Here is a 25,465-nt window from a genome sequence, read left to right on the forward strand (position 1 = left end):
CGATGCCTGAAAGGCCTAACCCCCCGGGGCTGGTTCGCCACATCCTGATCCTGGTGGCGGCCGGCTTCGCCCTGCTCACCTTGGTGGGGATGGCGGCGCAGATGGGGGCCCAGGCCGAGCGGGCCCGCCGCGCCGCCGACGACGCGGCGCGCTCGGTGGCGACGGCCTTGCGGCCCATCCTGGAGCAGACCCTGGTGGTCGGCGACCTGGAGACCGCCCGCCAAACCCTGGAGCAGGTGCTCGAGCACCGCGCCGTCGATCGCCTGGTCCTGACCCACCCGGAGACGGGGGCGGCAGTCCTGGATGTCCAGGATCGCGCCGCGAGCCCGCGGCAACCTTTCCTGGCCTTTCTCTTCCAGCCGCTAAAGCCGGAAGCAGCGGAAATCGTCGTGGGGGGCGTCGGCTACGGACGGCTCCTGGTCTATCCCTCAGTGGCGGCCGCTGCCGAGGATCTGGCTGGAATCGCGCTCCTGGCCCTGATCGGTGCCTTTGTCTCCCTGTTGGCTTTTCTGCCCCTGCTCACGGTGGTCCTGCGGCGCAACCTGCAACCTCTCGAGCGTCTCGCCGGGGTGGTGGAACAATTCGGGCGTGGTGCCATGTCCAACCGGGCACGGCTGGAAGGGGCTGCCGAAATCGCCGCCACCGCCAAGGCTTTCAACCAGATGGCCGACCGGATCGAATCCTTGATGTCCGACCTGGCGGCGGCCCGGGCGGCGGCGGAGAGCGCCAACGCCATCAAGGGGGAGTTCCTGGCCAACATGAGTCACGAAATCCGCACGCCCCTGAACGGCATCCTGGGCATGACCGAGCTGTTGCTGGAAACGAAGCTCGATGCCGAGCAGCAGGACCATCTGGTCACCGTCAAGCATTCGTCCCTGCACCTGCTCGACGTCATCAACGAACTCCTCGACTTTTCCAAGATCGACGCCGGGCGCATGAGCCTGCAACCGGAGACCTTCGCCCTCGAGCCCATGCTGCGCGAGACCTGTCGCATCATGGAGGGCCGCGCCCGGGAGCGGAAATTGAAGCTGGAGCTCGTTCTCGGGTCCGACCTGCCCCACAGCGTGGTGCTCGATCCCCTGCGCCTGCGTCAGGTGATCCTCAACCTTGTCGGCAATGCCCTCAAATTCACCGAGCGTGGAGGCATTACGGTGGCGGTGGATGTCCGTGGCAGTTACCCTTCCGGCGAGGGGGAACTGGTGTTCCGGGTGAAGGATACCGGCATCGGCATCCCCCGCGAGAAATGGGGAACCATCTTCGACGCCTTTTCCCAGGCCGACGGCAGTATCACCCGCCGCTTCGGGGGCACGGGGCTGGGGCTATCGATCTGTCGCCGTCTGGTGGAGATGTGGGGGGGCGAAATCTGGCTGAGCAGCGAGGCTGGCGTCGGCTCCGAGTTCTCCTTCACCGCGCGGACCCGCTTCTGCGCCCCCACCGGCCGTGCGGAGCCCGAGCGTACCGGGCCGGCCAATCTGCCCCGGGGCCTGCGCATCCTCCTGGTGGAAGACAACCTGGTCAATCAGAAGCTGGCGGTCAAGCTGCTCGAACCGCGGGGCTGTATCGTCACGGTCGCCAACAATGGGGAGGAAGGGCTGCAGTTGTGGCGGGCAGGCGAATTCGACCAGATTCTCATGGACATGATGATGCCGGTCCTCGATGGCCTGGAAGCCACCCGGCGCCTGCGCCAGGAGGAGGGCGGGGCGGCCCGTATCCCCATCATCGCCATGACCGCCAATGCCCTGGACGAGGATCGTCTGCGCTGTCTCGACGCCGGCATGGACGGCTACGTCGCCAAGCCCATCCGGGTGGCCGACCTGCTCGCCGAGATGGCGCGCTTCGTGCGTAGCGGCCCGCCGGGCGGCGCGGGCGGCTGATTCTGGTAAAATCTGCCGAATCAAAGGGAAAGGCCCGCGCCTTTCCCCTTTTGTTTTTTGCATGGAGCGCCCATGACGGCACACATCATCGACGGCAACGCCCTGGCCCAGGAACTGCGCCAGAGCTTCAAGGCGCGGGTGGAGGCGCTGGCGGCTAGGGGGCAGCGCCCCGGTCTGGTGGTCATCCTGGTGGGGGAAGACCCCGCTTCCCAGGTTTACGTGCGCAACAAGGTCAATGCCTGCCAGGCCATCGGCATGCATTCCGAGAAAATCACCTACGACGCCAGCGTCGATCAGCAGGTGGTCCTCGACAAGATCGCCGCCCTCAACGCCGACCCGGCCATCCACGGCATCCTGGTGCAACTGCCTCTGCCAGAACATTTCGATGAGGAAAAGGTGCTTGAAGCCATCGCCGTCGACAAGGACGTGGATGGTTTTCACGCCGAGAACGTCGGCGCCCTGGCCCAGGGTAACCCGCGATTCATCCCCTGCACGCCCTACGGCGTGATGCAAATGTTCGAGAAGGGCGGCGTCGATCTCAATGGCAAGGAAGCCGTGGTCATCGGCCGTTCCAACATTGTCGGCAAGCCCATGGCCCTGCTGCTCATCAATGCCGGCGCCACGGTCACCGTCTGCAACTCCCGCACCCGCGACTTGAAGTTTCACACCAGCCGCGCCGACATCGTCGTCGCGGCCGTGGGCAGGCCCCGCTTCGTTACGGCCGACATGATCAAACCCGGCGCCGTCGTCATCGACGTCGGCATCAACCGCCTGCACGAGGGTCCAGAAGCCGGCAAACTCTGCGGCGACGTCGATTTCGCCGGCTGTCGGGAAGTCGCCGGCCAGCTCACTCCGGTGCCCGGCGGCGTCGGCCCCATGACCATCACCATGCTGCTGGCCAATACCATCGAGGCAGCGGAACGGAAGGCAGGAATCTGAATGAACGCGACCAAGCACCCCCTCGTCGGCGTCGTCATGGGCTCCGACTCCGACTGGCCCACCATGCAGGCGGCGGCAGTCATCCTCAAGGACTTCGGCGTGCACTTCGAGACCCGGGTCGTTTCCGCCCACCGCACGCCCGACCTGCTCTTCGACTACGCCGCCATAGCCGGTGAGCGGGGCTTGAAGGCCATCATCGCCGGTGCCGGCGGCGCCGCCCACCTGCCGGGCATGTTGGCCGCCAAGACAACGGTCCCGGTGCTGGGCGTGCCGGTACAGTCCAAGGCCCTTTCCGGTCAGGATTCACTCCTTTCCATCGTGCAGATGCCCAAGGGTATCCCCGTCGCCACCTTTGCCATCGGCGAAGCCGGCGCCGCCAACGCGGCCCTCTTCGCCGTCGCCATGCTGGCCAATGAAGATGCCGCACTGGCCGCCAGGCTCGCCGCCTTCCGCCAGAACCAGACCGAGAAGGTCCTGGCCATGAAGCTCCCAGAAGTCTGATTCCGGTGCGCCTGCGAAGCCCTCGCTTCGTTGGCCGCGTCGTCAGCTCCTCGCCGTACTCCCGTACTGTCTCGTCGCCTCCTCCTTGCCGCCTCGCGATCATCTTCCCATGCGCACCGGAATCGTTCTCCCTCCCGCCACCCTCGGCATGCTCGGCGGCGGCCAGCTCGGCCGTTTTTTTGTCGCCGCCGCCCACGAGATGGGTTACAAGGTCTGGGTGTTCGACCCCGATCCCCACAGCCCGGCGGGGACGATTGCCGAGCGCCACCTGCAGGCCGGCTACACCGATTTTGCCGCCCTCGACACCCTGGCGGAGGGCTGTGCCGCCATCACCACCGAATTCGAGAACGTGCCGGCCGAAACCCTGGAATACCTGGCCAAGTTCGTCCCGGTGCACCCTCGGCGGCAGCCGTTGCCGTATGCCAGAACCGCATCCACGAAAAGACCTTCCTCCAGGTCAATGGCTTTCCCCATGGACCCTTCGCCGCCATCGCCGGCGAGGATGATCTGAAGGAGGCCGGCGCCCATCTCTTCCCCGGCATCCTCAAGGTCGCCCGCTTCGGCTACGACGGCAAGGGCCAGGCGGTAGTGAACAGCCGCGAGGAAGCGCTCGCCGCCTTCACCCACTTCAAGGGCGAGCATTGCGTCCTGGAACAGAAGCTGGCCCTCGACTACGAAGTATCGGTGGTCCTCGCCCGGGACGAGAGCGGCGCCGTGCGTTGCTTCCCCACCGGGGAGAACAGCCATATGCGCGGCATCCTCGACGTTTCCATCGTTCCCTCCCGGGCCTCCGGCTGCGTGCGCAGCGACGCCGAGGACATCGCCGCCCGCATCGCCGGGCAACTCGGCTACATCGGCACCATGGGCGTCGAATTCTTTGTCAGCCGTGGCCAGCTCTACGTGAACGAAATGGCGCCGCGTCCCCACAACAGCGGCCACTACACCCTGGACGCCTGCGTCACCGACCAGTTCGAGCAGCAGGTGCGGGCGCTGTGCGGCCTGCCCCTGGGCGAGGCCCGCGCCCACTCGGCGGCGGCGATGGTCAATCTGCTGGGCGATCTGTGGGTCGACGGCGAGCACTACCGGGAGCCGGACTGGGCCAGGCTTTACGCCGTGCCCAACCTGAAGCTCCACCTCTATGGCAAGCACCACGCCCGCCCGGGGCGCAAGATGGGCCACTTCACCGTCATCGGCGACGACCCCATCCAGGTGCAGGCCGCCGCCATGGCTGCCCGCGCGGCCATCGGTATCAGAGACGAATGACGCCGACGGCGGCGGACTACGCCCGTGCCGTGGAACTGCTGCGGGCGGGCGAACTGGTAGCCTTCCCCACCGAAACGGTCTACGGCCTGGGGGCCGACGCCAGCAACCCGGCGGCGGTCGCCAGGATCTTCGCCGCCAAGGGACGGCCTGCCGACCATCCCCTCATCGTCCATGTGGCCGGCCACGACTGGGTGGAGCGCTGGGCCGAGGCCGTGCCTGACGTCGCCTGGGAATTGATGGAAGCCTTCTGGCCCGGGCCGCTGACCCTCATCCTCAAGAAACAGGCCTGGGTGCCCGACGCCGTCACTGGCGGCCAGGATACCGTGGGCCTGCGGGTGCCCGGCCATCCGGTGGCCCTGCAACTCCTGCGCGCCTTCGCTGCCGCCGGCACGGCCGGGGGCATCGCGGCGCCCTCGGCCAACCGCTTCGGCCGCATCAGCCCCACCACCGCCGCCCACGTGGCGGAGGAGCTGGGGGAGCGGGTACCCCTGATTCTCGACGGCGGCCCGTGCACCGTGGGCATCGAATCCACCATCGTCGACTGCTCGCGGGCCGAGCCGGTGATCCTGCGTCCCGGCCACATCAATCCGACCCACGTCGAAGCGGTGCTGGGTTTCCTGCCCGCCATCGAAACCGCGTCCGGCGCTCCCCGGGTTTCCGGCTCTCTCGAAGCGCACTACGCCCCGGTGACCCCCCTGCGCCTGGTGGCGGGCGAACGCCTGCTGGATTTTCTCAACGCCCATCGCCACCGGGGCGGGTGCTGCGCCGCCCTTTGCCACAGCCAGCCGCCCCAGGCCGGCATGCCCCACGCCTGGCGCATGCTGCCCGCCGACCCGGTGGGCTACGCCCATGAGCTCTACGCTGCCCTGCGCGACATGGACCACGCCGGGGTCGACCTTATCGCCGTCGAAGCCATCCCTGCCGGCCGGGACTGGGCGGCGGTGGCCGACCGCCTGCGCCGGGCCGCTGCGGGCGCTGGCAAGGCTTGAGTTTGCCAAGGCTGCGGGGGCGAGGATAAAATCCGCCCCCTACGGGCCGATAGCTCAGCTGGGAGAGCGCTGCGTTCGCAATGCAGAGGTCGAGGGTTCGATCCCCTTTCGGTCCACCAGAACACCAAAGCCCGGACATGCTCCGGGCTTTTTCATGCCCGCGAAGGGCCAGCAGTGGCGGGGTTTCGCGGATGGTGCGAATTTCGATGATTGCCGGAGGGTGCCGATTTCGCCCTATCGGCCACCAGAATTCCTCTCTTTTCTCTGTTTTTGTCTAGCCCGGTCGAGGCTCCGCACCCCGTAACCATGCGGGTTTCCGGGCGGTGGTTTGCACCACATAACGCATGGCGGTGGGGTTTCGAACGCACTTTCACGGTCAACTGGCCAGCCCACCGATCACTGCTCGCTGCTCGTTCCAGTCATCCGGCAACGGATTCTCGACGAAGAACAGTAGCGCCAGCCCGGCGGGCTGCCGGCCACGGGCAATCTCCTCGACGATGTCTGGTGCCAGCCGTGCCAACTTGAGCATCTTCTGCATTCGGGCCAGACCGACTTTTTCTGCCTTCGCCAATTCGGTCATATTCTTCACTCGGCCCGAATCGATGAGTTCTTGCCAGAAGAACGCCTTGGCCAGCGCCGCCATCAAATTCGCGTCGACGGACATCGGTTGGCCAGGGTTCATGGGTGATGCCATTCGCCCCGGCGTCGTCGGCTCGACCACCATCTTGCGCGCCTTGTGCCTGACAAAACGCACCGGGATAAATGTCGTCAGTTTGATGCCCTCGTCGAGTTTGGCCGTGCTGCATTTCGCCCGGCCAATTTGCTCCAGTCCTCTCATGCCATTGCCTCCATTTCCAGTTCACGCAATTCCGCCCCGATGCTGTTCGGAGCCAGTTCCGCCATCAGCGCCGACCACCCGGCCGGTTGCCACTCGATATCGATACCATCTTCCCGCAGCTGGACCTTTGCAATCAGCAACCGCACCAGCCGGCACCGTTCCTCCGGGAACATCTCGTTCCAGACCGCCGACAGATTGCGCATCGCCAGCACCACAATCGGTTCCGGCACGGTGGCATCCAGCTTCTGGATCTCATCCCACACCGCCTGAATCATCTCCGGCGCCTGCAGTGCCGACTTGACCTGCTCCAGCACCAGTGCTTCGATCTGTTCGGCCGGCACGATCCCGAAGGGGTTGGTGCCGCGCCCGAGTTTCTTGTCCGAGTAAGGCAGGTAGTAACGGTAGCGCTTGCCTGACTTCTTCTTGGTGGCTGTCGGCAGCATCCGATCGCCATTGGGGGCGAACAGTAGGCCGCGCAGGATGGGTTCATGGTCGTGGCGAGTCATGGTCTGCGATGCGCGCAAGTGCGCATCCTCGGCCAGAATGACTTGCGCCTGATCCCACAATGCCTGATCCAGAATTTGTGCGTGCTCACCCGGGTGATCCTTATCCTTGTGTCGGATGACGCCGATGTACAAGGGATTACGCAGCATCTTGTAGAGATTTTGTTTCGTGATTGGCCGGCCCGGACGGAAGACGCCATCCTGCGTTGTCCATGCCTTGGTCGTCACCCCTGTGGCATTCAACTCGCGGGCGAGTTCAGTGGTTGACCGCAACTCCACGAACCGTCGCCAGATGCCGCGCACGATCTTGGCTTCGGGTTCGTTGATGACCAGTTGCCGGTTGCAGACGTCGTAACCCAACGGCGGGGTGCCGCCCATCCACATGCCCTTGGCCTTGCTGGCCGCGATCTTGTCCCGGATGCGTTCGCCAGTCACCTCGCGTTCGAACTGCGCAAACGACAGGAGGATGTTCAGCATCAACCTGCCCATCGACGTCGCGGAGTTGATCTGCTGCGTGACGGCGCTGAAACTGACTCCGTGCTGATCGAACAATTCCACCATCTTCGAGAAGTCGGTCAGGTTGCGCGTGAGGCGGTCAATCTTGTACACGACAACGATGTCGACCTTTCCGGCATCGATGTCGGCAAGCAATCGTTTCAGCGCCGGCCGATCCATATTGCCACCGGAGAAGCCGCCATCGTCGTAGTCATCGACGACCGGAATCCAGCCCTCGGTACGTTGGCTGACGATGAAGGCTTGACCAGCCTCGCGCTGGGCATCGATGGAATTGAACGACTGGTCGAGCCTCTCGTCGGTGGAGACACGGCAATAGACAGCACAGCGTTTGCGGGTGATGGGTGATTTCATTTCTTGCCTTCTTTGGGCTTGACGCCGAAGAATGCCGGCCCCGACCAATTGACGCCGGTGATGTGCCGCGCCACCGCCGACAGGCTCTTAAATATCTTCCCGTTGAGATCATAGAAGCCCTCCGGCGTAACCGTGACACGATACTCATTGGATTCGTACTCGCGCAGCAGAACGGTGCCGGGCATCAGATGCACTTCCGACCGGCGCTTGCCGAATACGGATTTCGATTCGCCGAGGCGCACCAGCCGCCGCCGGATGTCGGGATCGACACCACCGTGCGCGGCCTCTTGAATCTTGTAGGCGACGCGGGATGCCACGTAGTCGCGGTTCCAAGTGCCGGGCCGACGCGGGAAATGATCGTCCCACAGTGCCCACAATTCCTTCATCGGCATCGTGGGCAGGGCCGCCAACTTGGCGGCCACGGATGTTGATCGGGTCATTGCAAACTCCATGTCATAAGGGGTTTGTATGAACGCTTCTTCACGGGCAGAAGCCAAGTCATAACTCGCCCTGTTAGCCAGCATCTGTCGCAACGGCTGTACTCGTGGCTGCCGCCCCACCCAGGAAGGTCTGCTTCGTGCCGGTACGCTTGTCCTGCACGCCCAGGATGTAGATCTCGCCATTCCATATGCCGCAAGCCACGTCGGTATCGATGGCATCGGCAGGTCTCAGCCAACCGGTGATGCCATCGGGCAGTGCCAACAAGTCTTCTGGGCGGTGGATGGGCCAACGCATCGCTTCCTGATAACGATCGGCAAACTGCAACGCGTCTGGTGGGACGCCAGGGAAGTTCTCCTGACTGAGGATGGGAATCCACGCCAGCAACTGTCCGCTGGCGAGCCACTGCTGCACGCGTAGGTGAACTTCCGGGTCGTAGTGGCCCAGCCGCTCGATGGGCATGGGATCGGCGGTGCTGCTGTTGATCATCGTGGTGTTCATGTCATCTCCTTGAATACTGGTAACTCGGAAAGTGCCGGGTGGTAACCGGTAACCTGGGTGGTAACCTCATTTCGTCGTCTGTCGGTAGCGGATCAGCGGGCTCGCGCCCCCCGCATGGCATTGCGGCGAGGAAGGACCCGTCGAATCATCTGGCGCTGCAACTTGTTGAACTGCTTCATCTGCTGCTTGGCCGACTTGCGCACGATCCGGGTCAGGCGAATGCCGGCGACGATCCAGCGCCACTGCCAGGGTATGTAGCCGACGATTCGCCGTGGCCGGAGGACAGCGGTGGGGTAGCGTTGCTGCACCACCGCCCCGCCGTCCCAGTCCTCGACCTTGACCGTCACCATCGTCACGGCAGGCTCGATGGCTTGCGCAGGGCGGTGCATTGGCATCGGTGGCAGCATCTCAGCCAGTAGTTGCTCACGTTGTGCCGGCGGCATCTGCCGTAGCACGGCCTCGACCTGATTGACCCGCTGCTGCAGCGGTACAAATGGATTGGTCATATCGAATTGGGCACGCTTGATTTCCATAGTGGTCTCCTGATTGAAGGTGCCGGCTTTCTGCGATGCCTTTCGCAGTCAGCGCCGGCGGGCATTACGCGGCATGGCTACACGGAGCATCTGACGCACGTTGTTCCCTTGATGCGCCAGGGCGGACGGTGGCTATGCCGAGACTCGCCACCCTCCGCCTTGAATCAGGCAGCCGTCATTTCGGTGGCGAGGGTGGCTTGGGCTGCTTCAACCAGATCGCGAGGAATCTCGATCTCGAAACGATCCTCGTCGTGGCGGTAATCGCATTGCCGGCGAGCGGCCGATGCTCGGGCAAACTGATTCATGACTGGCATCAGCTGCTCGTAGAGTTCAATCTCGGCAACCACCGCCCGGCAGTGAATGAAAGTGCGTTCTGCCTCGCGCATGGCTACCGGTAGGTCGCCCAATTTGGCACTGGCCGTATCGCGCGTGCTCTGCAGATCAGCCAGTGTAGAGCGAACGATCCGCAGTTCCATTTCGAGTTTGGTCAGAGATTCCGGGACGACAAACTCACCATCACCATTGATCAGCGTCTGGGAAGCCGACTTCGTTTCGGTCGAAATTCGAATCTCAAGATCGGCAATCCGTTTGTCGAGCTTGGCGATCTGGCGGTCGGTCGTCTCGACTTCAGCCGAGTGCGCCTTGTTCTGGGCGACCAGATCATCCAGTTTCTTCTTGGCCTGTGCGAATGCATCGGGCGCATCCAGTACGCGCAACAGAGGACGGATTTGACTTTCAAGGCTGGATGCCTGCGACTTGAGTCGATCCAATTTCTCATGTGCAGCGCAGAGCACCGGCCAGTGCGCTTTCGCCGCTGGCGGTGTATTCATTGACATCTTGCCGGCGGCATCACGCAGCCGCGTTTGATGATCACGCTCCTTGGCGTGCTGCTGCTCGGCATCGATCAATTCCTTATTGACGGAGGCCAGTTGGCGGCGAAGCTGGTCGTACTCGGCTTTGATCTTGTCGCAGTACGCGGTGGACTTCTTGTTGAACGGATTCAGTTTCATGGGGTGATCTCCTTATCGGGTCGTGGGGTGGGCGGCAGCCAATGCCTGGACCGCGCGCATCAGGGCCTCGCCAGCATTCCGGGGCTTGGCCAGTTGCTTGGTCGGCTGGATGGTCTGGATACCGAAATGGCGCTGCCACCTCGGATGCAGGTTCTTGGAATTGGAAGAGGGCTTATTCACGGTGTGCTCCATAACGAATGCCACCCTCGACGCCGGGCGGCGTGGCGGTTGAAGAACGAAATTGGTGAGATGCGCCACAGGGCGCCTTCCCGGCTGTGGCCGAGATGGCTGATTTCGATGCCCTTGGCGCGATAGGCCGGGGCGATGCGGCGCAGTTGATCGGCCAGCCCCTTCGGCGATTTCGGCCAGGTGCTGCGATCAGGGATGATCTGGTTGTTGAGCAGGTCGTAGAGTTGGCCGGCGGTGCCCTGCCAGTTCCACGGCGAGATGCGCTCCTCGAAGTACTTGTCGAGTACTTGGGCGACAGCGTTGCTCTCCAGGGCGCGGTCGATGCCGGCGCGCACCAGTTCGGCGTATTGGCGCTGGAATTCGCCGGGCTCGAAACCGAGGGCGCGGGCGACGGCTTCGCCGAAACGCTCGTAGTCGGCCATGCGCTGCTTGTGGGTGAGCTTCACCGAAGGCAGGATGCGCAGTGCATCGGCGAAGAGGTCGAGTAGCGCGCCGAACACCAAGGGCCGGTCACGTTCCCAAGCCGCCGAGGTATCGGCATCGTCCTTCCGGGCTTCGGACGGGATCGTCGGCATATCGACGTGGATCACCCGGTCGATCAGGTCGGGGCGGGTGGCGACCACGGCGATGCCGTTCAGCACCACGGGCCGCTTGGTTTCCATGATGTGCTCCTCACCATTGGTGTAGAGCTGGCGCGAGGCGAAGCCACCACCGGTCGATAGCGTGCAGAAGGCATCCTGCTGTTCGGCGGTGAGGCCGGAGAGGTTTTCGTAGCTGACCAGCCAGTTGTTGGCAGCGGCCACGAAGATGTCCTCGACGGTCTTTGGCCGGCCGCGCAGCATCACCTTGTTCGGATCGACCAGACTGCGCAGCACGGCTTGGGTGGTGGACTTGGCTGAGCCCTGCTCACCAACCAGTTCCAGCACCGGGAATGGGGTATCGGGACGGAAGCTGTCGAGCAGCCACGTCAGCACCATCACGCGCCGATTGCCGGGAATATTGGTGTGTTGCCAGAGCAAACCGATGTCACCGCCACGTTCCGGTTCCAGCAAGGAGCGCATCGACTGGGTGCGGGTGAAATGAACTGGTGAGTGGTCGAGTACTTGCCAGCCATGGGGCGTGACGCGGACGGCGCGCCAGCGGTCATCGCACAGATCAATCAGGTAACCTGATTCATCCTGAGCGGTTCGTACATGGACTTCGATCTCGTCGCCATCATTGATACCGGCAGCGGCAATCGTCGCCAGCGCCGACTTCATCGTGGTCTCGGGAACGCCGGTTTCCTTGGCCCGCCAATAGGCGCTGCGCAGCCATTCCTCAAAGCCAGTGGAATAGACGCGCCAGACTTCCTGTCGGCCTGGTGACGGGATGACAGCAACGGCTTTGCGGTCGGCATCGTGGTGTAACTGGCACTGTGCCCGGGCAAGCGCAACCAGTTCGTCGAGGATGGACGGATCGTCGCCTCCCCCGGGCAGTTCATCCCGCACCAGTTTGTCAAGGACGGTAATCGAGCAATCCCGATTGGCCACCTTGGCAGCGTGGCGGAAGCGCAGGAATGCCGGCATGTCGGTGGCCTGCAGGATCGAGAAGGCGCGCACCACGTCTTCTTCCGCCAGCACGCCGACATCGTCCTTGAGGCGAATCAGTGCGGCCTCGATGACAGCAACCGGATCATCATCAGGTGTGATGGTCGCATCGCCCGGGATACCGTCTTCCGGCGACTGCAACAATAGAGAGGCATCGTCACCACCATCACTAACGTCACCAATGTGATGGTGGTGATGATCGTGATGCTCAGCGTCTACTGCCAAGGCCGGAGAGAGGATGGTGTCGGACATGCCCGTCCCCTCAGCGGCTGTGATTGATCAGTGCGCGGATGTCCTCAGCGCGCCAGACTGTAGTCTTGCTGCCGAGTTTGATGCCTTTGGGGAATTTCCCCTCGCGGATGCCAGCCCACCACGCCGACCGGCTGATGGGGATGATGGCGAGAACTTGAGGGAGTCGAACGAAGCCGGTTTCCGGCAGGGTTGGGCGGGTCAGTTTCATGGCGAGCATCCGTGGCTGTGTTTGGATGCTCAGTATTTAATGCCATAAAAACAAGTGCTTGTAGTGCTGCTACGCGCAGCGTTATTACTATGCGCGCAGCGTAACGGTTACCACCCGACCGTTATTCGCCGGTCAGGCCGCGAGCTTTCCGTGCTTCAAAAATCCAGCGTCGAATGGTGCTGGGGGCCCGATAGACCTGTTCGGAAATGATCTCGGCAGCGACTTCGATGCTCGAGTACTCACTGCCGAAGTAGAGTTCAATCGCCTTGGTCTTGGCTTGACGATTCTTGCCATGTCGGATGTTGGCGGCTTTTTGCGCGACCCGACTCAGCGCTACCTGACCATCTTCGGTATCTTCCGCATTGGGCCTGAGACCTGCGTGCCATGCCTCATCAATTTGGTTCTTCGAACCGGTATGTCCTGGGAGCAGGTCAACCAGCATCATGGCCTCCAGTGCTTCCATGAGAGCAGAAACAGCTTCCTCGGTGAGCGAGATCCGGGAGGTGTCAATTGCATAACCGACCTTGTGGATCGACAGGACCCGGAGGTAGTCACGGTCGGTGATGTCGGGAAGGCTGGCAGGGACAAGCAGGTGATCGTGGTTGATCGCCTCGATCAACCAGTCGAGGTCGCGTTGATCATTGCGTTCGCAACTTTCATCCTCGTTTCCGTCCTTCGATTCCTGAACGGCGGCTTCGATCATGCCATTCACGCAGCGCAAGACGTCGTGCAACTGGTCAGGGCTGTAGGCAGACAGTTCATCCTTGACTGATGTGACGATGCGAATGGCCTGCGGCAAACCCAGCAGATCTTCCAGCGAGGTGTCGAGCGCGAGGGTAAGCAACTGAGGTTTCATTGCTGGACAGTTTACCTGTGGCATCCATCGACGGCCAGGGTCGTCCAGCGATGTGTCAATGCGTCTGGCAGAAATGTCTATCCCCGTCGCATGCCGCCATTGGCAATCCAGCATCACTACTATCACGACCATCACGCCGCCGGTGATGATTGTGATGATGGTGACGGTCAGCCTCTATTGTTGTGGTCGGCGGGAAAGGGGATGCACCGGCAAGAGGGGTCCTTCCTGACGATATTCCTATGCGGGGGGCGCGAGCGCGGTGCTTCGATAGCGTCAGGGTGCAAACCGAGGTTTGCAGGGTTTGCGGTTTGCACCCCGGCAAGGGTGTGCGTTGAATTCACCCCCTTGAAACCGAAAAACGGTCACCCCTATTTCAGCCACTGCTGGCAAAGGTTTCCGGCGATTTCAGGGCCGAAAAGTGGCAAATCGGCCACCGTGGGATTTGGCCGAAGAAAAGGGCCTGCGGTGCGCGCAGACCCTTTGGTGGTTTGCAGTCAGGCGATGCGATAGGCCCGCTCCCCGTCCGCGCCCTTCTCGGTGACCACCTCGTAGCCGAGGCGCTTCCTGACCATGCCGGAGATTGCGCCCCGAACGGTGTGGGCCTGCCAGCCGGTGCTGGCCATCATCTGGGCAATGGTCGCGCCGCCGGGGTGACGCATCGCGTCGATGATCACGGCAAACTTGGTGCCGGGGCGAATCGTGCGCGACGTGGCCTCCAATTGCTGGAGGGCATGGGTGACCTCGCGTTTCGTGAGGGCATCGGGGGAGTCCATTTTCTGGACACCCTTTGGGACGTATCGACGTTTGCCGACGGCGGCGTAGCCGGCATCGGTGAGTAAGATATGGCCATCGGAATCAGCGGCGAGGCCTCGGGCGAGCAGGCTCTCGATGACCTTGGTGCGGGCGCCGCCGCGCAGGTTGGGTGGCAGATGTTCGATGTTGCCGTCGGTGCGGCTGGCGGCGACCTTGAGGATGGCGGTCTGAGTTTCGGTGAGTTTTGCTTGAGCAGTCATGTCGATCTCCGGTGGATAGTGGGCGTCGTCACTCACCGTTGCCGCCGAAGATCGCCAGCAATTCGTCCAGGCCGGCATCTGCCCGCCCGAGATCGCCGACGTGGCCCCAATGGATGGCATCGGGGTCGTGACCGAAGTGGTCGTCGGCGAGTTTTTGCAGCCGTTCCAACTTGGCGTGGATGGCGGCGGTGCGGGCGCGGTAGGTATCGAGGGCGGTTGGCCTGGCGTTCATCGTGGGCACCGTGATGTGATTGACGACACGGACATGAACGCGCTGTTCGATCAGGAAGCCAAGCTAATTAACTGAATTTAATAGAATAAATTTGTATACGGTCAAGCCGATCAAGGAATTCGCCACCACCAGGACAGGTTAATCTGCAAAAACACGATTACGACAAGTTGACAAATATAATCGCCGCTTCTATGATGCCAATCATCATGATCGTCGTAATAGAGTTTTTTCAAAATGAAGCTTGGTGACATTGCAGATGTTCGTATGGGGTACCCGTTCCGGTCGCGCCTTGAGCACGATCCGGCGGGGGATGTCGTGGTGATCCAGATGAAGGACATCGACGACACCAACCTCCTGCACATCGAGAACGCAATCAAGGTATCGCTGCCGGAGGGTAAGGGACATCACCTGATCCATGAGGGGGATTTGGTTTTCCGCTCTCGCGGACGCAGCAATTCAGTCGCGCTGGTTGCGGCAGATATTGGCGAGGCGGTACTGGCGGCGCCGATGCTGCTGCTCCGCCCGCGCAGCGTCCTGCCAGCCTATCTGCATTGGTTCATCAACTTCCCGGCGACGCAAGCAGGCCTGGCCGCACTCGCGGAAGGTACGTCCGTGCGGATGATCAGCATAGATGCGATCAAGGCTCTGGATGTGCCGGTGCCCAGCATGGCTCGGCAACGCAGGATTGTGGAGTTGGCATCCCTTGCGCAGCGAGAACAATTGCTGATGGCGGACATTGCCGCACAGCGGAAACGACTGACCGAAGGGGTTTTGATGCGGTACGCAAAGAATACCCGGTGAGAGCCGGGTGGGTTGGCGGCAGAGATGTTCGAGCACCTCTGCCGCCGGTTTCATAAGCAGTGGCACTACCTACGAAAGGAAGCTCATTATGGCAATTCAGATCGGCAAACACAACTTTGATGGGCCGCACGGTAACACCAGCGCTATCCATGCCAAGTCTGGCGTGTATGTGATTCTCGGCAAGACCGGCGGCACCCAGTGGTCCGTGGTTGATGTCGGCGAATCAGCAAGCGTGCGGGAACGCCTCGACAATCATGACCGCCAGCCCTGCTGGCAGCGGCGCGGGCATCGCGAGTTGGCGGCCGCCGTGCTCTACGCGCCGGAACAGCAGCGCATGTTGATCGAGCGCGAACTTCGCGCCAGTCTCAACCCGCCCTGCGGCGATCGGTAATACCCACCCGGGGCCTCGGCCCCGGGCATCAACAAGATCAAGGACAACATCATGACCGACCAGATCACACAACAAGACGTCAACAGCACCGCCTGGGCTGCCTGCGACACCTTCCGGGGTGTTGTCGATCCTGCCCAGTACAAGGACTACATCCTGGTGATGCTGTTCCTCAAGTACATCAGCGACCTCTGGACCGACCACTATGCCGAGTACCAGCGCGAGTACGGCGACAACGAGGAGCGTATCCGCCGCAAGCTGGAGCGAGAGCGCTTCCTGCTCCCCTATGTCGAATTCAAGGATGAGGCGGGCAATATCACCGCTCGCTTCCTCGCCGACTTCAATGCCATTTACGAGCGGCGCAAGGAAGCCAATCTCGGCGAACTGATCAACATTGTGCTCGACCACATCGAGGAGGCCAACAAGGCCAAGCTCGAAGGTGTGTTCCGCAACATCGACTTCAATTCAGAAGCCAATCTCGGCAAGACAAAGGATCGCAACCGTCGCTTGGAGAATCTACTCAACGACTTCGCCAAGCTCGATCTGCGCCCGTCCCGCGTCTCCGAGGACGTGATCGGCAACACCTACATCTACCTGATCGAGCGCTTTGCTTCCGATGCCGGCAAGAAGGCGGGCGAGTTCTACACGCCCAAGCAGGTCTCACGCCTGCTGGCGCAGTTGGCCGCGCCGAAATCTGGCGACCGCATCTGCGATCCGACCTGTGGTTCCGGCGGCTTGCTGATCGAGGCCGCCGCATTGGTGGAACAGGCCGGCAGCCGCGATTTCGCCCTCTTCGGCCAGGAGGTGAATGGCAGCACCTGGGCGCTAGCGCGCATGAACATGTTCCTGCATGGCAAGGACTCTGCCCGCATCGAATGGGGCGATACCCTCAACAGCCCGGCGCTGGTCGAGAACGACCGCCTGATGCGCTTCAACGTCGTTGTCGCCAATCCGCCCTTCAGTCTCGATAAATGGGGTGGCAAGGAAGTCGAGGCTGACCGCTACAGCCGCTTCTGGCGTGGCATGCCACCCAAGTCCAAGGGCGATTACGCCTTCATTTCCCACATGGTCGAGGTCGCCCTGCCGCAGGAAGGGCGCGTCGCCGTCGTCGTGCCCCATGGCGTGCTGTTCCGGGCTGGTGCCGAGGGCCGCATCCGTCGCACCATGATTGAGGAAAACCTTCTCGAAGCCGTCATCGGCCTGCCCGGCAACCTCTTCCCCACCACCTCGATTCCGGTCGCCATCTTGGTCTTCGACCGCGCCCGAGAAAAGGGAGGTGCCCGTGAAGCCTGCAAGGATGTGCTATTCATCGACGCCAGCCGCGAATACCAATCCGGCAAGAACCAGAACGCCCTGCTTGAAGATCATATGGCCAAAATTCTCGGCACCTTCCAGGCGCGCCAGGCCGTCGACAAGTATGCCTACGTCGCCACTCTTGCCGAAATCGCCGAGAACGACTTCAACCTCAACATCCCCCGCTATGTCGACACCTTCGAGGAAGAACAGGAAATCGACGTCGCCGTCGTCGAGCAGGAAATCGAGCGGCTGGAGGGCGAATTGGCCGAGGTTCGGACCAAGATGAAGCAGTACCTGAAGGAGTTGGGCGTATGACTTCCGGCGAACTCATCCTCTATACCGCCGAGGACGGCAGCGTCGCCGTCCAACTGCGCGCCGAGGGCGGCACCGTCTGGCTGACGCAGGCCGAGATTGCCAGCCTGTTCGACACCACGCCGCAGAACATCACCCAGCACACCAAGGCCATCTATGCCGAGGGGGAACTGACCGAGGGGGCAACTTGTAAGGAACTCTTACAAGTTCGCCAGGAGGGCGGACGGGCAGTCAATCGCACCCTCAAGCACTACAACCTCGACATGATCCTGGCCGTGGGCTACCGGGTGCGCTCGCTGCGGGGCACGCAATTCCGGCAATGGGCCACCACTCATCTGCGGGAGTATCTGGTCAAGGGTTTTGTCATGGACGATGCCCGCCTCAAGGAGCCCGGCGGGTGGGACTACTTCAACGAGTTGCTGGCCCGCATCCGGGACATCCGTGCCTCGGAAAAGCGCTTCTACCAGAAGATCCGCGACATCTATGCCACCGCCGCAGACTACGACAGCAAGTCCGAAGCAGCCCAACTGTTCTTCAAGAAAGTGCAGAACAAGATGCTCTGGGCGGTGACTGGCCACACTGCTGCCGAGATCGTGGTTGAGCGTTCCGACCCAGCCCTGCCCAACATGGGGCTGACCACCTGGCAAGGTGGCCGGGTGCGCAAACAGGACGTGACCATCGCCAAGAACTATCTGAACGGCGATGAAATCGAGGCCCTCGACCGCATCGTTGTCATGTATCTCGACTACGCCGAGGATCAGGCCGCGCGCCGCAAGACCGTGACCATGCAGGAATGGGCGGAAAAGCTGGATGCCTTCCTTTCCTTCAATGAGCGCGACGTACTCACCCATGCCGGCAAGCTGCGGGCCGATGTGGCCGAACGGCTCGCTCTGGAGCGCTATGAGTCCTTCGATGCGGCGCGGCGGGAGGCGGCCCGACTAGCGGCGGACGCCGAGGATGTCGCAGCACTGGAGCAAATGGAGCGCAAGCTTGAGGACAAAGGGCGAGGGAAGAAGAAATGAAGGCCCTCATACCCAAGGATTGGTCGCACTCAACCGTCGGAGATGCATGCAGTATTCGCAATGACCTTCGGCTTCCAATCTCTCGTGAAGAGCGCTCCGGCATGTCGGGGAATTTTCCCTATTACGGTCCAACGGGCGTTCTCGACAGAATTGATGGCTATCGCCTTGACGGCACATATGCGCTTATCGGAGAGGATGGCGATCACTTTCTAGACGTCGAGAAGAAGACCCAAACGATCCTCGTGTCAGGGAAGTTCAACGTCAATAACCATGCTCATGTAATCGAGACGACTGCGCAATGCAGTGCCGAGTGGTTTTATAACTATTTCCGGCACCGTAGTTTGAAACCCTATCTCACTCGACAGGGGGCAGGCCGCTACAAACTCAACAAAGCAGCACTACAGTCAATACCTATTGTTCTGCCATCCTTGAATGAGCAGGAGGCCATTAATCGCCTATTCCGTGAATGGTCGAAAGCAGTTGAAATTGCTGAAAAGCAGATCGAGGCGAAGGAGAAACGGCATGCAGCGTTGGTGCAATTCCTGATAACTAGCGTGACGGCGCGGCGTCATTGGGGAACAGTAGAGTTTGGCAACGTTGTTGCGGAGCGTAATGAGAAGACGGAACAGCACGATCAATATCCGGTGCTCACATCATCAAGGCGTGGCCTATTTCTCCAATCCGAGTATTTCTCAAAGCAGGTCACCAGCGAAGACAACACTGGCTATAAAGTGATGCGCTGCGGAGACTTCACATTTCGTTCGATGAGCGATGACGGACGATTTGTGTTTAACAGGCTTACTCACTATGACGCGGGAGTAATCAGTCCAGCGTATGGCGTCTTCCGTGCGACAGATTGCAGTCCGGCGTTCTTGACGCACTTCATGAACTCATCATATTTCGCCAATGTGCTGAACCGAGAGTCGCAGGGGGGGACGCGTAAGGCTTTGCGCTTTTCTGCTATTGCATCTACGGAAATCGATTTTCCGTCTAGGCAACAGCAGGAAAACATTGCCCGCATTCTCGATTCCTCACGTAATGAAATCGATGTGGAGAAAGAACGCCTAACGCAACTTCAGCTCCAGATTCGAGGCCTGATGCAGAAACTCCTCACCGGCCAGTGGCGGGTGAAGGTGCCGGAAGCGGAGGCCGCGTGATGAATGCCTTCCACTTCGACGAAACCTACCTGTCGCAGATTCCGGCACTGCAAGTGCTGGTCAACCTCGGCTTCGAGTACCTGACACCCAACGAGGCACTGGCCGCGCGCGGCGGCAAGGCGGGTAACGTGCTGCTGGAAGAAATCCTGCGCGGGCAGTTGAAGGTGCAGAACCGCATCCAGCACAAGGGCGCGACCTGGCTGTTTTCAGAAGAGAACATCCAGAGCGCCATCCAGCGGCTGAAGAACGTGAAGTACGACGGCCTGCTCAAGACCAACGAGGTCATCTACGACCTGCTGACCTTGGGCGTGGCGCTGGAGCAGTCCATCGAGGGCGATGTGAAGAGTTTCACCCTCAACTACGTGGACTGGCGCAATTCGGCCAACAACGTCTATCACGTCACCGCCGAATTCTCAGTTGAGCGCACGCGCAGCTACGACACGGCGCGGCCCGACATCGTGCTGTTCGTGAACGGCATCCCCTTCGCGGTGATCGAGTGCAAGTCGCCGAAGGTGGAAGTCGAGCAGGCCATCTCGCAGATGATCCGCAACCAGCGCGATGAGTACATTCCGCGCCTGTTCACCTATGCGCAGATGGTGTTGGGCGTGAACAAGAACGACGCCCGCTACGCCACCACCGGCACGCCGGCTAAGTTCTGGTCGAAGTGGAAGGAAGATGTTTCCGATGCGGTACTCCAGCCCTTGCTGGAAAAGCCGCTGCCGGAACGGGTTAAGGCTTCATTGTTCGACATCGCCTTCCAGGAACTGGGTGTGCGGGAGGACCCTGCGCCCTACGTGGTCGGCCGGCAGGTCACAGAACAGGATCGGGCGCTCTATGCACTGTGCCGTCCGGAACGGCTGCTCGATTTGGCCTGGCAATACACGGTGTTCGATGGCGGCGTGCGCAAGATCGCGCGCTACCAGCAGTATTTCGCCATCCGGGAGATCGTCGCCCGGGTGAAACAGATCGACGAAACCGGAAAACGGCGGGGCGGCATCGTCTGGCACACCCAGGGTTCCGGCAAGTCGCTGACGATGGTGATGTTGGCCCGTGCTCTGGCGCTGGACCCGGAGATCAAGAATCCGCGCATCGTTCTGGTGACCGACCGGGTGGATCTGGACAAGCAACTCGGCAATACCTTCGCCGCCTGCGGCCTCTCGCCCGACCGCGCCGAGAGCGGGCGGCACCTCGTGGAACTGGTGGCCGACCACAAGGCACATATCGTCACTACGCTGGTGCACAAGTTCGACAAGGCGCTCAATTTCAAGAAATTCACCGACGACTCGCCCGACATCTTCGTGCTGGTGGATGAAACCCAGCGCACCCAGTTGGGTGGCTATTCGGCGCGGATGCGGCAGATGTTTTCTCGCGCCTGCTATATCGGCTTCACCGGCACGCCGCTGCTCACCCGCGAGAAGAGCGACGTATCGAAGTTCGGCGGCATCATTCACACCTATGCCATCGACCAGGCCGTGGCCGACGGCGCCATCGTGCCCTTGCTCTACGAGGGACGGATGGTGGAACTGGAACAGAACCAGAGCGCGATCGATGTTTGGTTTGAACGGCACACCAAGGGACTGACCGACCAGCAGAAGGCCGACCTGAAGAAGAAGTATGCCCGCGCCGAGATGCTCAACAAGGCAGAGCAGGTTATTTACATGCGGGCCTTCGACATCAACGAGCACTACAAACAGAATTGGCAGGGCACCGGCTTCAAGGCGCAGCTGGTCGCGCCCAACAAGGCTTCGGCTCTGGGTTACAAGGCGTTTCTCGACGAACTGGGCGAGGTAAGCAGCGAGGTCATCATCTCGCCGCCGGATGAGCGCGAGGGCTTCGACGAGGTCGATGCCGAGGAATCGACCGATGAGGTCGTTGCCTTCTGGCAGCGCATGATGAAGCGTTACGGTTCCGAGGAGGAATACAACAAGCAGATCGTCAATGCCTTCAAGTTCGGCGATGAACCGGAAATCCTGATTGTGGTCGACAAGTTGCTCACCGGTTTTGATGCGCCGCGCAATACGGTGCTGTATCTGACCCGACGCCTCAAGGATCACACCCTGCTCCAGGCCATCGCCCGCGTGAATCGTCTGTACGAGGATGACACCGGTGCCAAGGCCAAGGAATTCGGCTTCATCATCGACTATGTCGGTGTGCTCGGCGAACTGGACGAGGCGCTGACCACCTATAGCGCACTGGATGGCTATGACGAGTCAGATCTGCACGGCGCGCTGAGTTCCATCCACGAGGAAATCAAGCAACTGCCGCAGCGGCATTCGGACCTGTGGGATATCTTCAAGACGGTCAAGAATCGACAGGACGAAGAAGCGTTCGAGGCGCTGCTTGCCGACGAAAAGTTACGGGGCGATTTCTACGACCGCTTGTCTGTATTCGCCAAGACCCTCGCCGTCGCCATGTCGAGCGAGCAGTTCATCGAGCTGACGTCGGCGCAGCGCATTCAGTCCTACAAGAACGATCTCAAGCGCTTCGTGAATCTCAAGGCGGCGGTGAAGCTGCGCTACTCGGAATCCATCGACTATCGCGACTTCGAACCCAAGATCAAGAAGCTGCTCGACACCCATATCACGGCCAACGAGGTGGTTCGCCTCAATGCCCCGGTGAACATCTTCGACGAGCAAGCCTTCCAGAAGGTTGTCGAGGAGCAAGGGGCTGGCAAGGGCGCGGGTGCCAAGGCGGACATGATCGCCCACGCGACGAAACGGGCAATTACCGAACGGCTGGCGCAAGACCCGGCGTTCTATGAGAAGTTTTCCAAGCTGATCCAGCAGGCCATCGACGATTACCGGGCCAAGCGCATTACCGACCTGGAGTACCTGCAGCGCGTCACCGACATCAAGGACTCGGTAGTGCAGCGGAAATCCGATGATCTGCCGGCGGCGATTGCCGGCGACGAGGACGCGACGGCGGTCTATGGCTTGCTTCAACCGTTTGTTGCGGCTCACGTTGCCGATGCGGCGCAGGCCAGGCAAATTGCCGCCGAGACAGCCAAATCCGTGTGGGGCGTATTCCTGAGCAACCGTAAGGTAGGCTACTGGGACGACTTGGATGCCCAGCGGCGCACGATGAACGAAATCGATGACTACCTCTATGACGAGGTGAAAGGGCGGCAAGGCATTGAACTGACCACGGCAGAAATGGACGAGATCATCGAAAAAACGATGCACTTGGCACGTCACCGGATGGCGGGATGAAAACCGTGGTCGGAATGATCGAATACGGTCGCGAGACCATACGCTACGAAGTGCGATTCCTGCCTACTCGTCAGACGCTGGGTATCGAGGTGCACCCCGATCAGCGCGTCGTGATCCGAGCGCCGATGGGTTGCACGGAAGAGGTGATCGCAGAGCGGGTGCGCAAGCGTGCTCCCTGGATCAGTCGACAGATTACCGACTTCCAGCGCTACAACCCACGCACGCCGCAAAGGCAATACGTCAGCGGTGAGACACATCTTTACCTGGGGCGGCAATATCGGTTGAAAGTCGGCGTTGGCGAGACGGCATCGGTTCGGATGACGCGCGGCCAACTGATGGTGACAGTACCAGGTGCTGCCGATCCTGATCGTGTTCGGATGCTGCTGCATCGCTGGTATCTCGATCACGCGAGGCAAGTATTCAGTCAGGTTATCGATCAGTGTCTCGCCAAGTTCAAGGGCAATCCATCGCCTCGTCTGATTGTCCGGGCAATGCAATCGCGCTGGGGCAGTCTCTCGCAGGCCGGCAGCATGACGCTGAATGCCAATCTCGTCCGGGCACCACGCGCCTGCATCGAATACGTGGTGACCCATGAGTTGTGCCATATTCGGCATCGTGACCACGACGCGAATTTCTACCGGTTACTTGAGCGAGTGATGCCGGATTGGGAAACCAGGAAGCAACGGCTGGAAGCGGCACTACTATGAGGAGCGTCCCTGATGGTAGCTGAGCAGTGTTATGGGTTCGTGTGCTTCATTCCGTTGGATACGAGTGGGCCAAAGTTTTTCGGGTTCTCAGAATTTCTTGCCGGCCTCGCCTTGATGGTGCTGGCCTGGACAATCGCGGACGTACGCTACCACTTCCGTGTCAGGACTGCGCCGATTCCGCTACAGGGCATAACGTTCTTGGTCGTTGCCGCTGTGGGAGTTCTCACCCTTCTGACGGATTTGTGGCGCGCGGAAGGATGGCTCGTACCACGGGGAAACCTGCTGACACCTGCGTCGTGGCAAGCTGTTCTGGGCGGGCTGTTTCTGGCAACGTTCTTGACCTGGGCGTGGTTTGCCTTCATTAGGCCGCCCGTTTACGGCAAGAGGAATGCCGTGCGCTTTGCGCAGACCCTGTACCGCTTTATCCTCAAGGGATCTCCGAGCGAGTTGGGTGTCGTCGCCGACGAACTGGTCTACTCAGCCAGGTCACTGGTGCGCCACGCAACCGATAGGGGCGAACTGAAGAACTATCATGGCGAGCACCACGGTCAGAGGCGAACTGAACCTCCTTTGGTGGAGGGATATGCGAACGACCTATTCCTGCTGATCGCAGACAAGAGGTTTTGCCGCGCGATAGTGGAGTCGTCGCCCGGCACCGCGCTGGCCATCTTCCAGGAGATGGGCGAGGCGAAGAAATATGGCATTCAGGTGGAGACGTTCGCGAAGAACATTGTGAACGAGGCCTTGATGAACAGGGACTCCTTCATCTTCCACGAGGCCGAAGGGTACGAGTCAGGCCTAATCGGCTATCACAAGCCTCTCAGTCAGGCGATGTTCTCGAACTACAAGATGGTCGAGACCGTCGGAACCATGCTTGATCCAGACATATGGTGCAAGTCGAAGTGGAGCGCTGACCAGTGGGAAGCCTACTGCCGGCTTGTGCTGATGACCCTCCAGGACTATGTGGAGAAAGGATACGGCGGCCACTCCTTCGTGCTCTACCGCGCAAAGGGTACATCGAGCATGCGGCATCCGACGTATATAAGCTGGATGGTGTCGCAAGCAGTTCCTGGGACAACGACGCGCTGGCCCGACTCCGGGTCATCGTCAAGTTCATCGAGGATGCGGTGGAAATTCTCGACAAGAAGGGAGTTCCCGACTATCTCCGGCTCCGCGTCCGGGAAAGGAGTGGCCGGTCGGCCGAAACCTTCTACGATCACTTGGCCGGCATGATATTCGAGGTGATTTTTGCTGCCTCTGCCGTGACATCGCCGAACGGTCAATGCTGGTGGATTCAGCACAATACCGTGTGGGGCGAGTTATTCAATTTCAATAAGCTGGGTAGCGCTGCTGGCAAGGTGGTAAAGTTCAAGACCCGAAGGCTCTTGTACGACGAAGTTGCCAGGATGAAGGATTTTCCGAACTTCAAGGGAGCCAGAATCCTCGGCTTCTGCCTGAACGTGATGGGGCTGGCCGCCAGGAAAGACGACTACGATAAGGACAGCCGGGCGCTGCACAAAGCAATCTTGGCATGGACGAGAAAGAACTACGCTTGGCTGCACGACTACAATCCGCGAGTCGCCGAGGCGTGCCTGGTGGACGGCATGACCTACGACGCCGAGAAACAGCGCCTGGTGAAGACCTTCCCGGCCGAGGGGTTGCGGCGAGAGCCACAGTTTGTTTACTTCGACGTGGATGCGCCGTCATCTGTCGACGGTGACGGACAGGCGTAAGGCGCAGATCGCCGCACCGTTACTCATTGGCCCCAATAGCGCGTAGTTCGGTAGTAAACTTCCCGCCACCAAATTGAAGGGCTCGGATAATCTCCGGGCCCTTTTTCTTGCCTGAAATCCCCGCGCCACGCGGGGTTCGGGCCACCTGTGCTGCGGGTGGCCACCAGCCGAAGCGCCCGGTTTTCAGCGTTTCTGGCTCCAGATCTGTCTCTATTCTCTGTTTGGCCTGCGGGTAGGCGCAGTTTTTG

24 protein-coding genes, 1 tRNA gene and 2 pseudogenes are annotated in these 25,465 nt (G+C 61.1%); 15 read left to right on the forward strand and 12 right to left on the reverse strand.

From position 1 onward, the window contains the following. The first annotated feature begins 2 nt into the window (after positions 1-2). From IPM73_05675 to IPM73_05700, 6 genes and pseudogenes are all read left to right on the forward strand, one after another. Positions 3-1,874 (forward strand): response regulator, encoded by a 1,872-nt coding sequence (locus tag IPM73_05675; GenBank protein ID MBK8917550.1) that lies wholly within the window; start codon positions 3-5, stop codon positions 1,872-1,874. A gap of 72 nt (positions 1,875-1,946) precedes the next feature. Further along, entirely contained in the window at positions 1,947-2,813 is an 867-nt protein-coding gene (folD, locus tag IPM73_05680) for a bifunctional methylenetetrahydrofolate dehydrogenase/methenyltetrahydrofolate cyclohydrolase FolD (GenBank protein MBK8917551.1), read from the forward strand. Then, the gene (gene purE, locus IPM73_05685) at positions 2,814-3,314 is read left to right on the forward strand and encodes a 5-(carboxyamino)imidazole ribonucleotide mutase (protein ID MBK8917552.1); all 501 of its coding nucleotides are present in this window, start codon (positions 2,814-2,816) and stop codon (positions 3,312-3,314) included. A 121-nt stretch (positions 3,315-3,435) separates the two neighbouring features. Next, a pseudogene (locus tag IPM73_05690) lies at positions 3,436-4,577 on the forward strand (5-(carboxyamino)imidazole ribonucleotide synthase). Next, positions 4,574-5,566 carry a threonylcarbamoyl-AMP synthase gene (locus tag IPM73_05695; GenBank protein ID MBK8917553.1) on the forward strand — a complete coding sequence of 331 codons (993 nt, stop codon included), beginning with the start codon at positions 4,574-4,576 and terminating at the stop codon, positions 5,564-5,566. The pseudogene IPM73_05690 and the gene IPM73_05695 overlap by 4 nt, the downstream one beginning before the upstream one ends. A gap of 43 nt (positions 5,567-5,609) precedes the next feature. Then, positions 5,610-5,685, forward strand: a tRNA-Ala gene (locus IPM73_05700). Between the two features lie 257 nt (positions 5,686-5,942). Here IPM73_05700 and IPM73_05705 read toward each other — a convergent pair. The 12 genes and pseudogenes from IPM73_05705 to IPM73_05760 form a co-directional block, all read right to left on the reverse strand. Continuing rightward, complete coding sequence (locus IPM73_05705) at positions 5,943-6,404, reverse strand: hypothetical protein (protein ID MBK8917554.1); 462 nt, start codon at positions 6,402-6,404, stop codon at positions 5,943-5,945. Beyond that, complete coding sequence (locus IPM73_05710; protein MBK8917555.1) at positions 6,401-7,774, reverse strand: recombinase family protein; 1,374 nt, start codon at positions 7,772-7,774, stop codon at positions 6,401-6,403. The genes IPM73_05705 and IPM73_05710 overlap by 4 nt, the downstream gene beginning before the upstream one ends. Beyond that, positions 7,771-8,214: a DUF2924 domain-containing protein gene (locus IPM73_05715; GenBank protein MBK8917556.1), complete on the reverse strand. Its 444-nt coding sequence runs from the start codon at positions 8,212-8,214 to the stop codon at positions 7,771-7,773. The genes IPM73_05710 and IPM73_05715 overlap by 4 nt, the downstream gene beginning before the upstream one ends. Before the next feature lie 73 nt (positions 8,215-8,287). Continuing rightward, positions 8,288-8,713, reverse strand: coding sequence for a hypothetical protein (locus IPM73_05720; GenBank protein MBK8917557.1), 426 nt, complete (start codon positions 8,711-8,713; stop codon positions 8,288-8,290). A gap of 92 nt (positions 8,714-8,805) precedes the next feature. Further along, positions 8,806-9,246, reverse strand: a complete 441-nt coding sequence (locus IPM73_05725; protein ID MBK8917558.1) for a hypothetical protein — start codon at positions 9,244-9,246, stop codon at positions 8,806-8,808. A gap of 164 nt (positions 9,247-9,410) precedes the next feature. Further along, entirely contained in the window at positions 9,411-10,256 is an 846-nt protein-coding gene (locus IPM73_05730; protein ID MBK8917559.1) for a hypothetical protein, read from the reverse strand. 12 nt (positions 10,257-10,268) lie between these two features. Further along, the gene (locus IPM73_05735; protein MBK8917560.1) at positions 10,269-10,436 is read right to left on the reverse strand and encodes a hypothetical protein; all 168 of its coding nucleotides are present in this window, start codon (positions 10,434-10,436) and stop codon (positions 10,269-10,271) included. Next, a pseudogene (locus IPM73_05740) lies at positions 10,429-12,133 on the reverse strand (hypothetical protein). Before IPM73_05740 ends, IPM73_05735 begins: the two are co-directional and overlap by 8 nt. A gap of 160 nt (positions 12,134-12,293) precedes the next feature. Next, the gene (locus tag IPM73_05745) at positions 12,294-12,491 is read right to left on the reverse strand and encodes an AlpA family phage regulatory protein (GenBank protein MBK8917561.1); all 198 of its coding nucleotides are present in this window, start codon (positions 12,489-12,491) and stop codon (positions 12,294-12,296) included. 121 nt (positions 12,492-12,612) lie between these two features. Then, a complete protein-coding gene (locus IPM73_05750; GenBank protein MBK8917562.1) occupies positions 12,613-13,347 on the reverse strand; it encodes a hypothetical protein in 735 nt (244 codons plus the stop codon). Between the two features lie 494 nt (positions 13,348-13,841). Next, entirely contained in the window at positions 13,842-14,360 is a 519-nt protein-coding gene (locus IPM73_05755; protein ID MBK8917563.1) for a DUF3489 domain-containing protein, read from the reverse strand. 28 nt (positions 14,361-14,388) lie between these two features. Continuing rightward, positions 14,389-14,592, reverse strand: a complete 204-nt coding sequence (locus IPM73_05760; GenBank protein MBK8917564.1) for a hypothetical protein — start codon at positions 14,590-14,592, stop codon at positions 14,389-14,391. Between the two features lie 234 nt (positions 14,593-14,826). Between IPM73_05760 and IPM73_05765 the strand changes: the two genes are divergently transcribed. From IPM73_05765 to IPM73_05805, 9 genes are all read left to right on the forward strand, one after another. Further along, a complete protein-coding gene (locus IPM73_05765; protein ID MBK8917565.1) occupies positions 14,827-15,393 on the forward strand; it encodes a restriction endonuclease subunit S in 567 nt (188 codons plus the stop codon). 88 nt (positions 15,394-15,481) lie between these two features. Continuing rightward, a complete protein-coding gene (locus IPM73_05770; protein ID MBK8917566.1) occupies positions 15,482-15,784 on the forward strand; it encodes a hypothetical protein in 303 nt (100 codons plus the stop codon). A gap of 51 nt (positions 15,785-15,835) precedes the next feature. Further along, positions 15,836-17,392, forward strand: a complete 1,557-nt coding sequence (locus IPM73_05775) for a type I restriction-modification system subunit M (protein MBK8917567.1) — start codon at positions 15,836-15,838, stop codon at positions 17,390-17,392. Continuing rightward, positions 17,389-18,411, forward strand: a complete 1,023-nt coding sequence (locus tag IPM73_05780) for a virulence RhuM family protein (GenBank protein ID MBK8917568.1) — start codon at positions 17,389-17,391, stop codon at positions 18,409-18,411. The genes IPM73_05775 and IPM73_05780 overlap by 4 nt, the downstream gene beginning before the upstream one ends. After that, a complete protein-coding gene (locus tag IPM73_05785) occupies positions 18,408-19,568 on the forward strand; it encodes a restriction endonuclease subunit S (protein MBK8917569.1) in 1,161 nt (386 codons plus the stop codon). Before IPM73_05780 ends, IPM73_05785 begins: the two co-directional genes overlap by 4 nt. Continuing rightward, a complete protein-coding gene (locus IPM73_05790) occupies positions 19,568-22,777 on the forward strand; it encodes a type I restriction endonuclease subunit R (protein MBK8917570.1) in 3,210 nt (1,069 codons plus the stop codon). Before IPM73_05785 ends, IPM73_05790 begins: the two co-directional genes overlap by 1 nt. Then, entirely contained in the window at positions 22,774-23,484 is a 711-nt protein-coding gene (locus IPM73_05795) for a M48 family metallopeptidase (GenBank protein ID MBK8917571.1), read from the forward strand. The genes IPM73_05790 and IPM73_05795 overlap by 4 nt, the downstream gene beginning before the upstream one ends. Positions 23,485-23,496: 12 nt before the next feature. After that, on the forward strand, positions 23,497-24,717 hold the full coding sequence (locus IPM73_05800; GenBank protein MBK8917572.1) for a hypothetical protein: 1,221 nt from the start codon (positions 23,497-23,499) through the stop codon (positions 24,715-24,717). Next, positions 24,714-25,217: a hypothetical protein gene (locus IPM73_05805; GenBank protein MBK8917573.1), complete on the forward strand. Its 504-nt coding sequence runs from the start codon at positions 24,714-24,716 to the stop codon at positions 25,215-25,217. The genes IPM73_05800 and IPM73_05805 overlap by 4 nt, the downstream gene beginning before the upstream one ends. Positions 25,218-25,465: the final 248 nt, after the last annotated feature.

It is taken from the genome of Betaproteobacteria bacterium, assembly GCA_016720065.1.
Lineage (GTDB): Bacteria > Pseudomonadota > Gammaproteobacteria > Burkholderiales > Rhodocyclaceae > SSSZ01.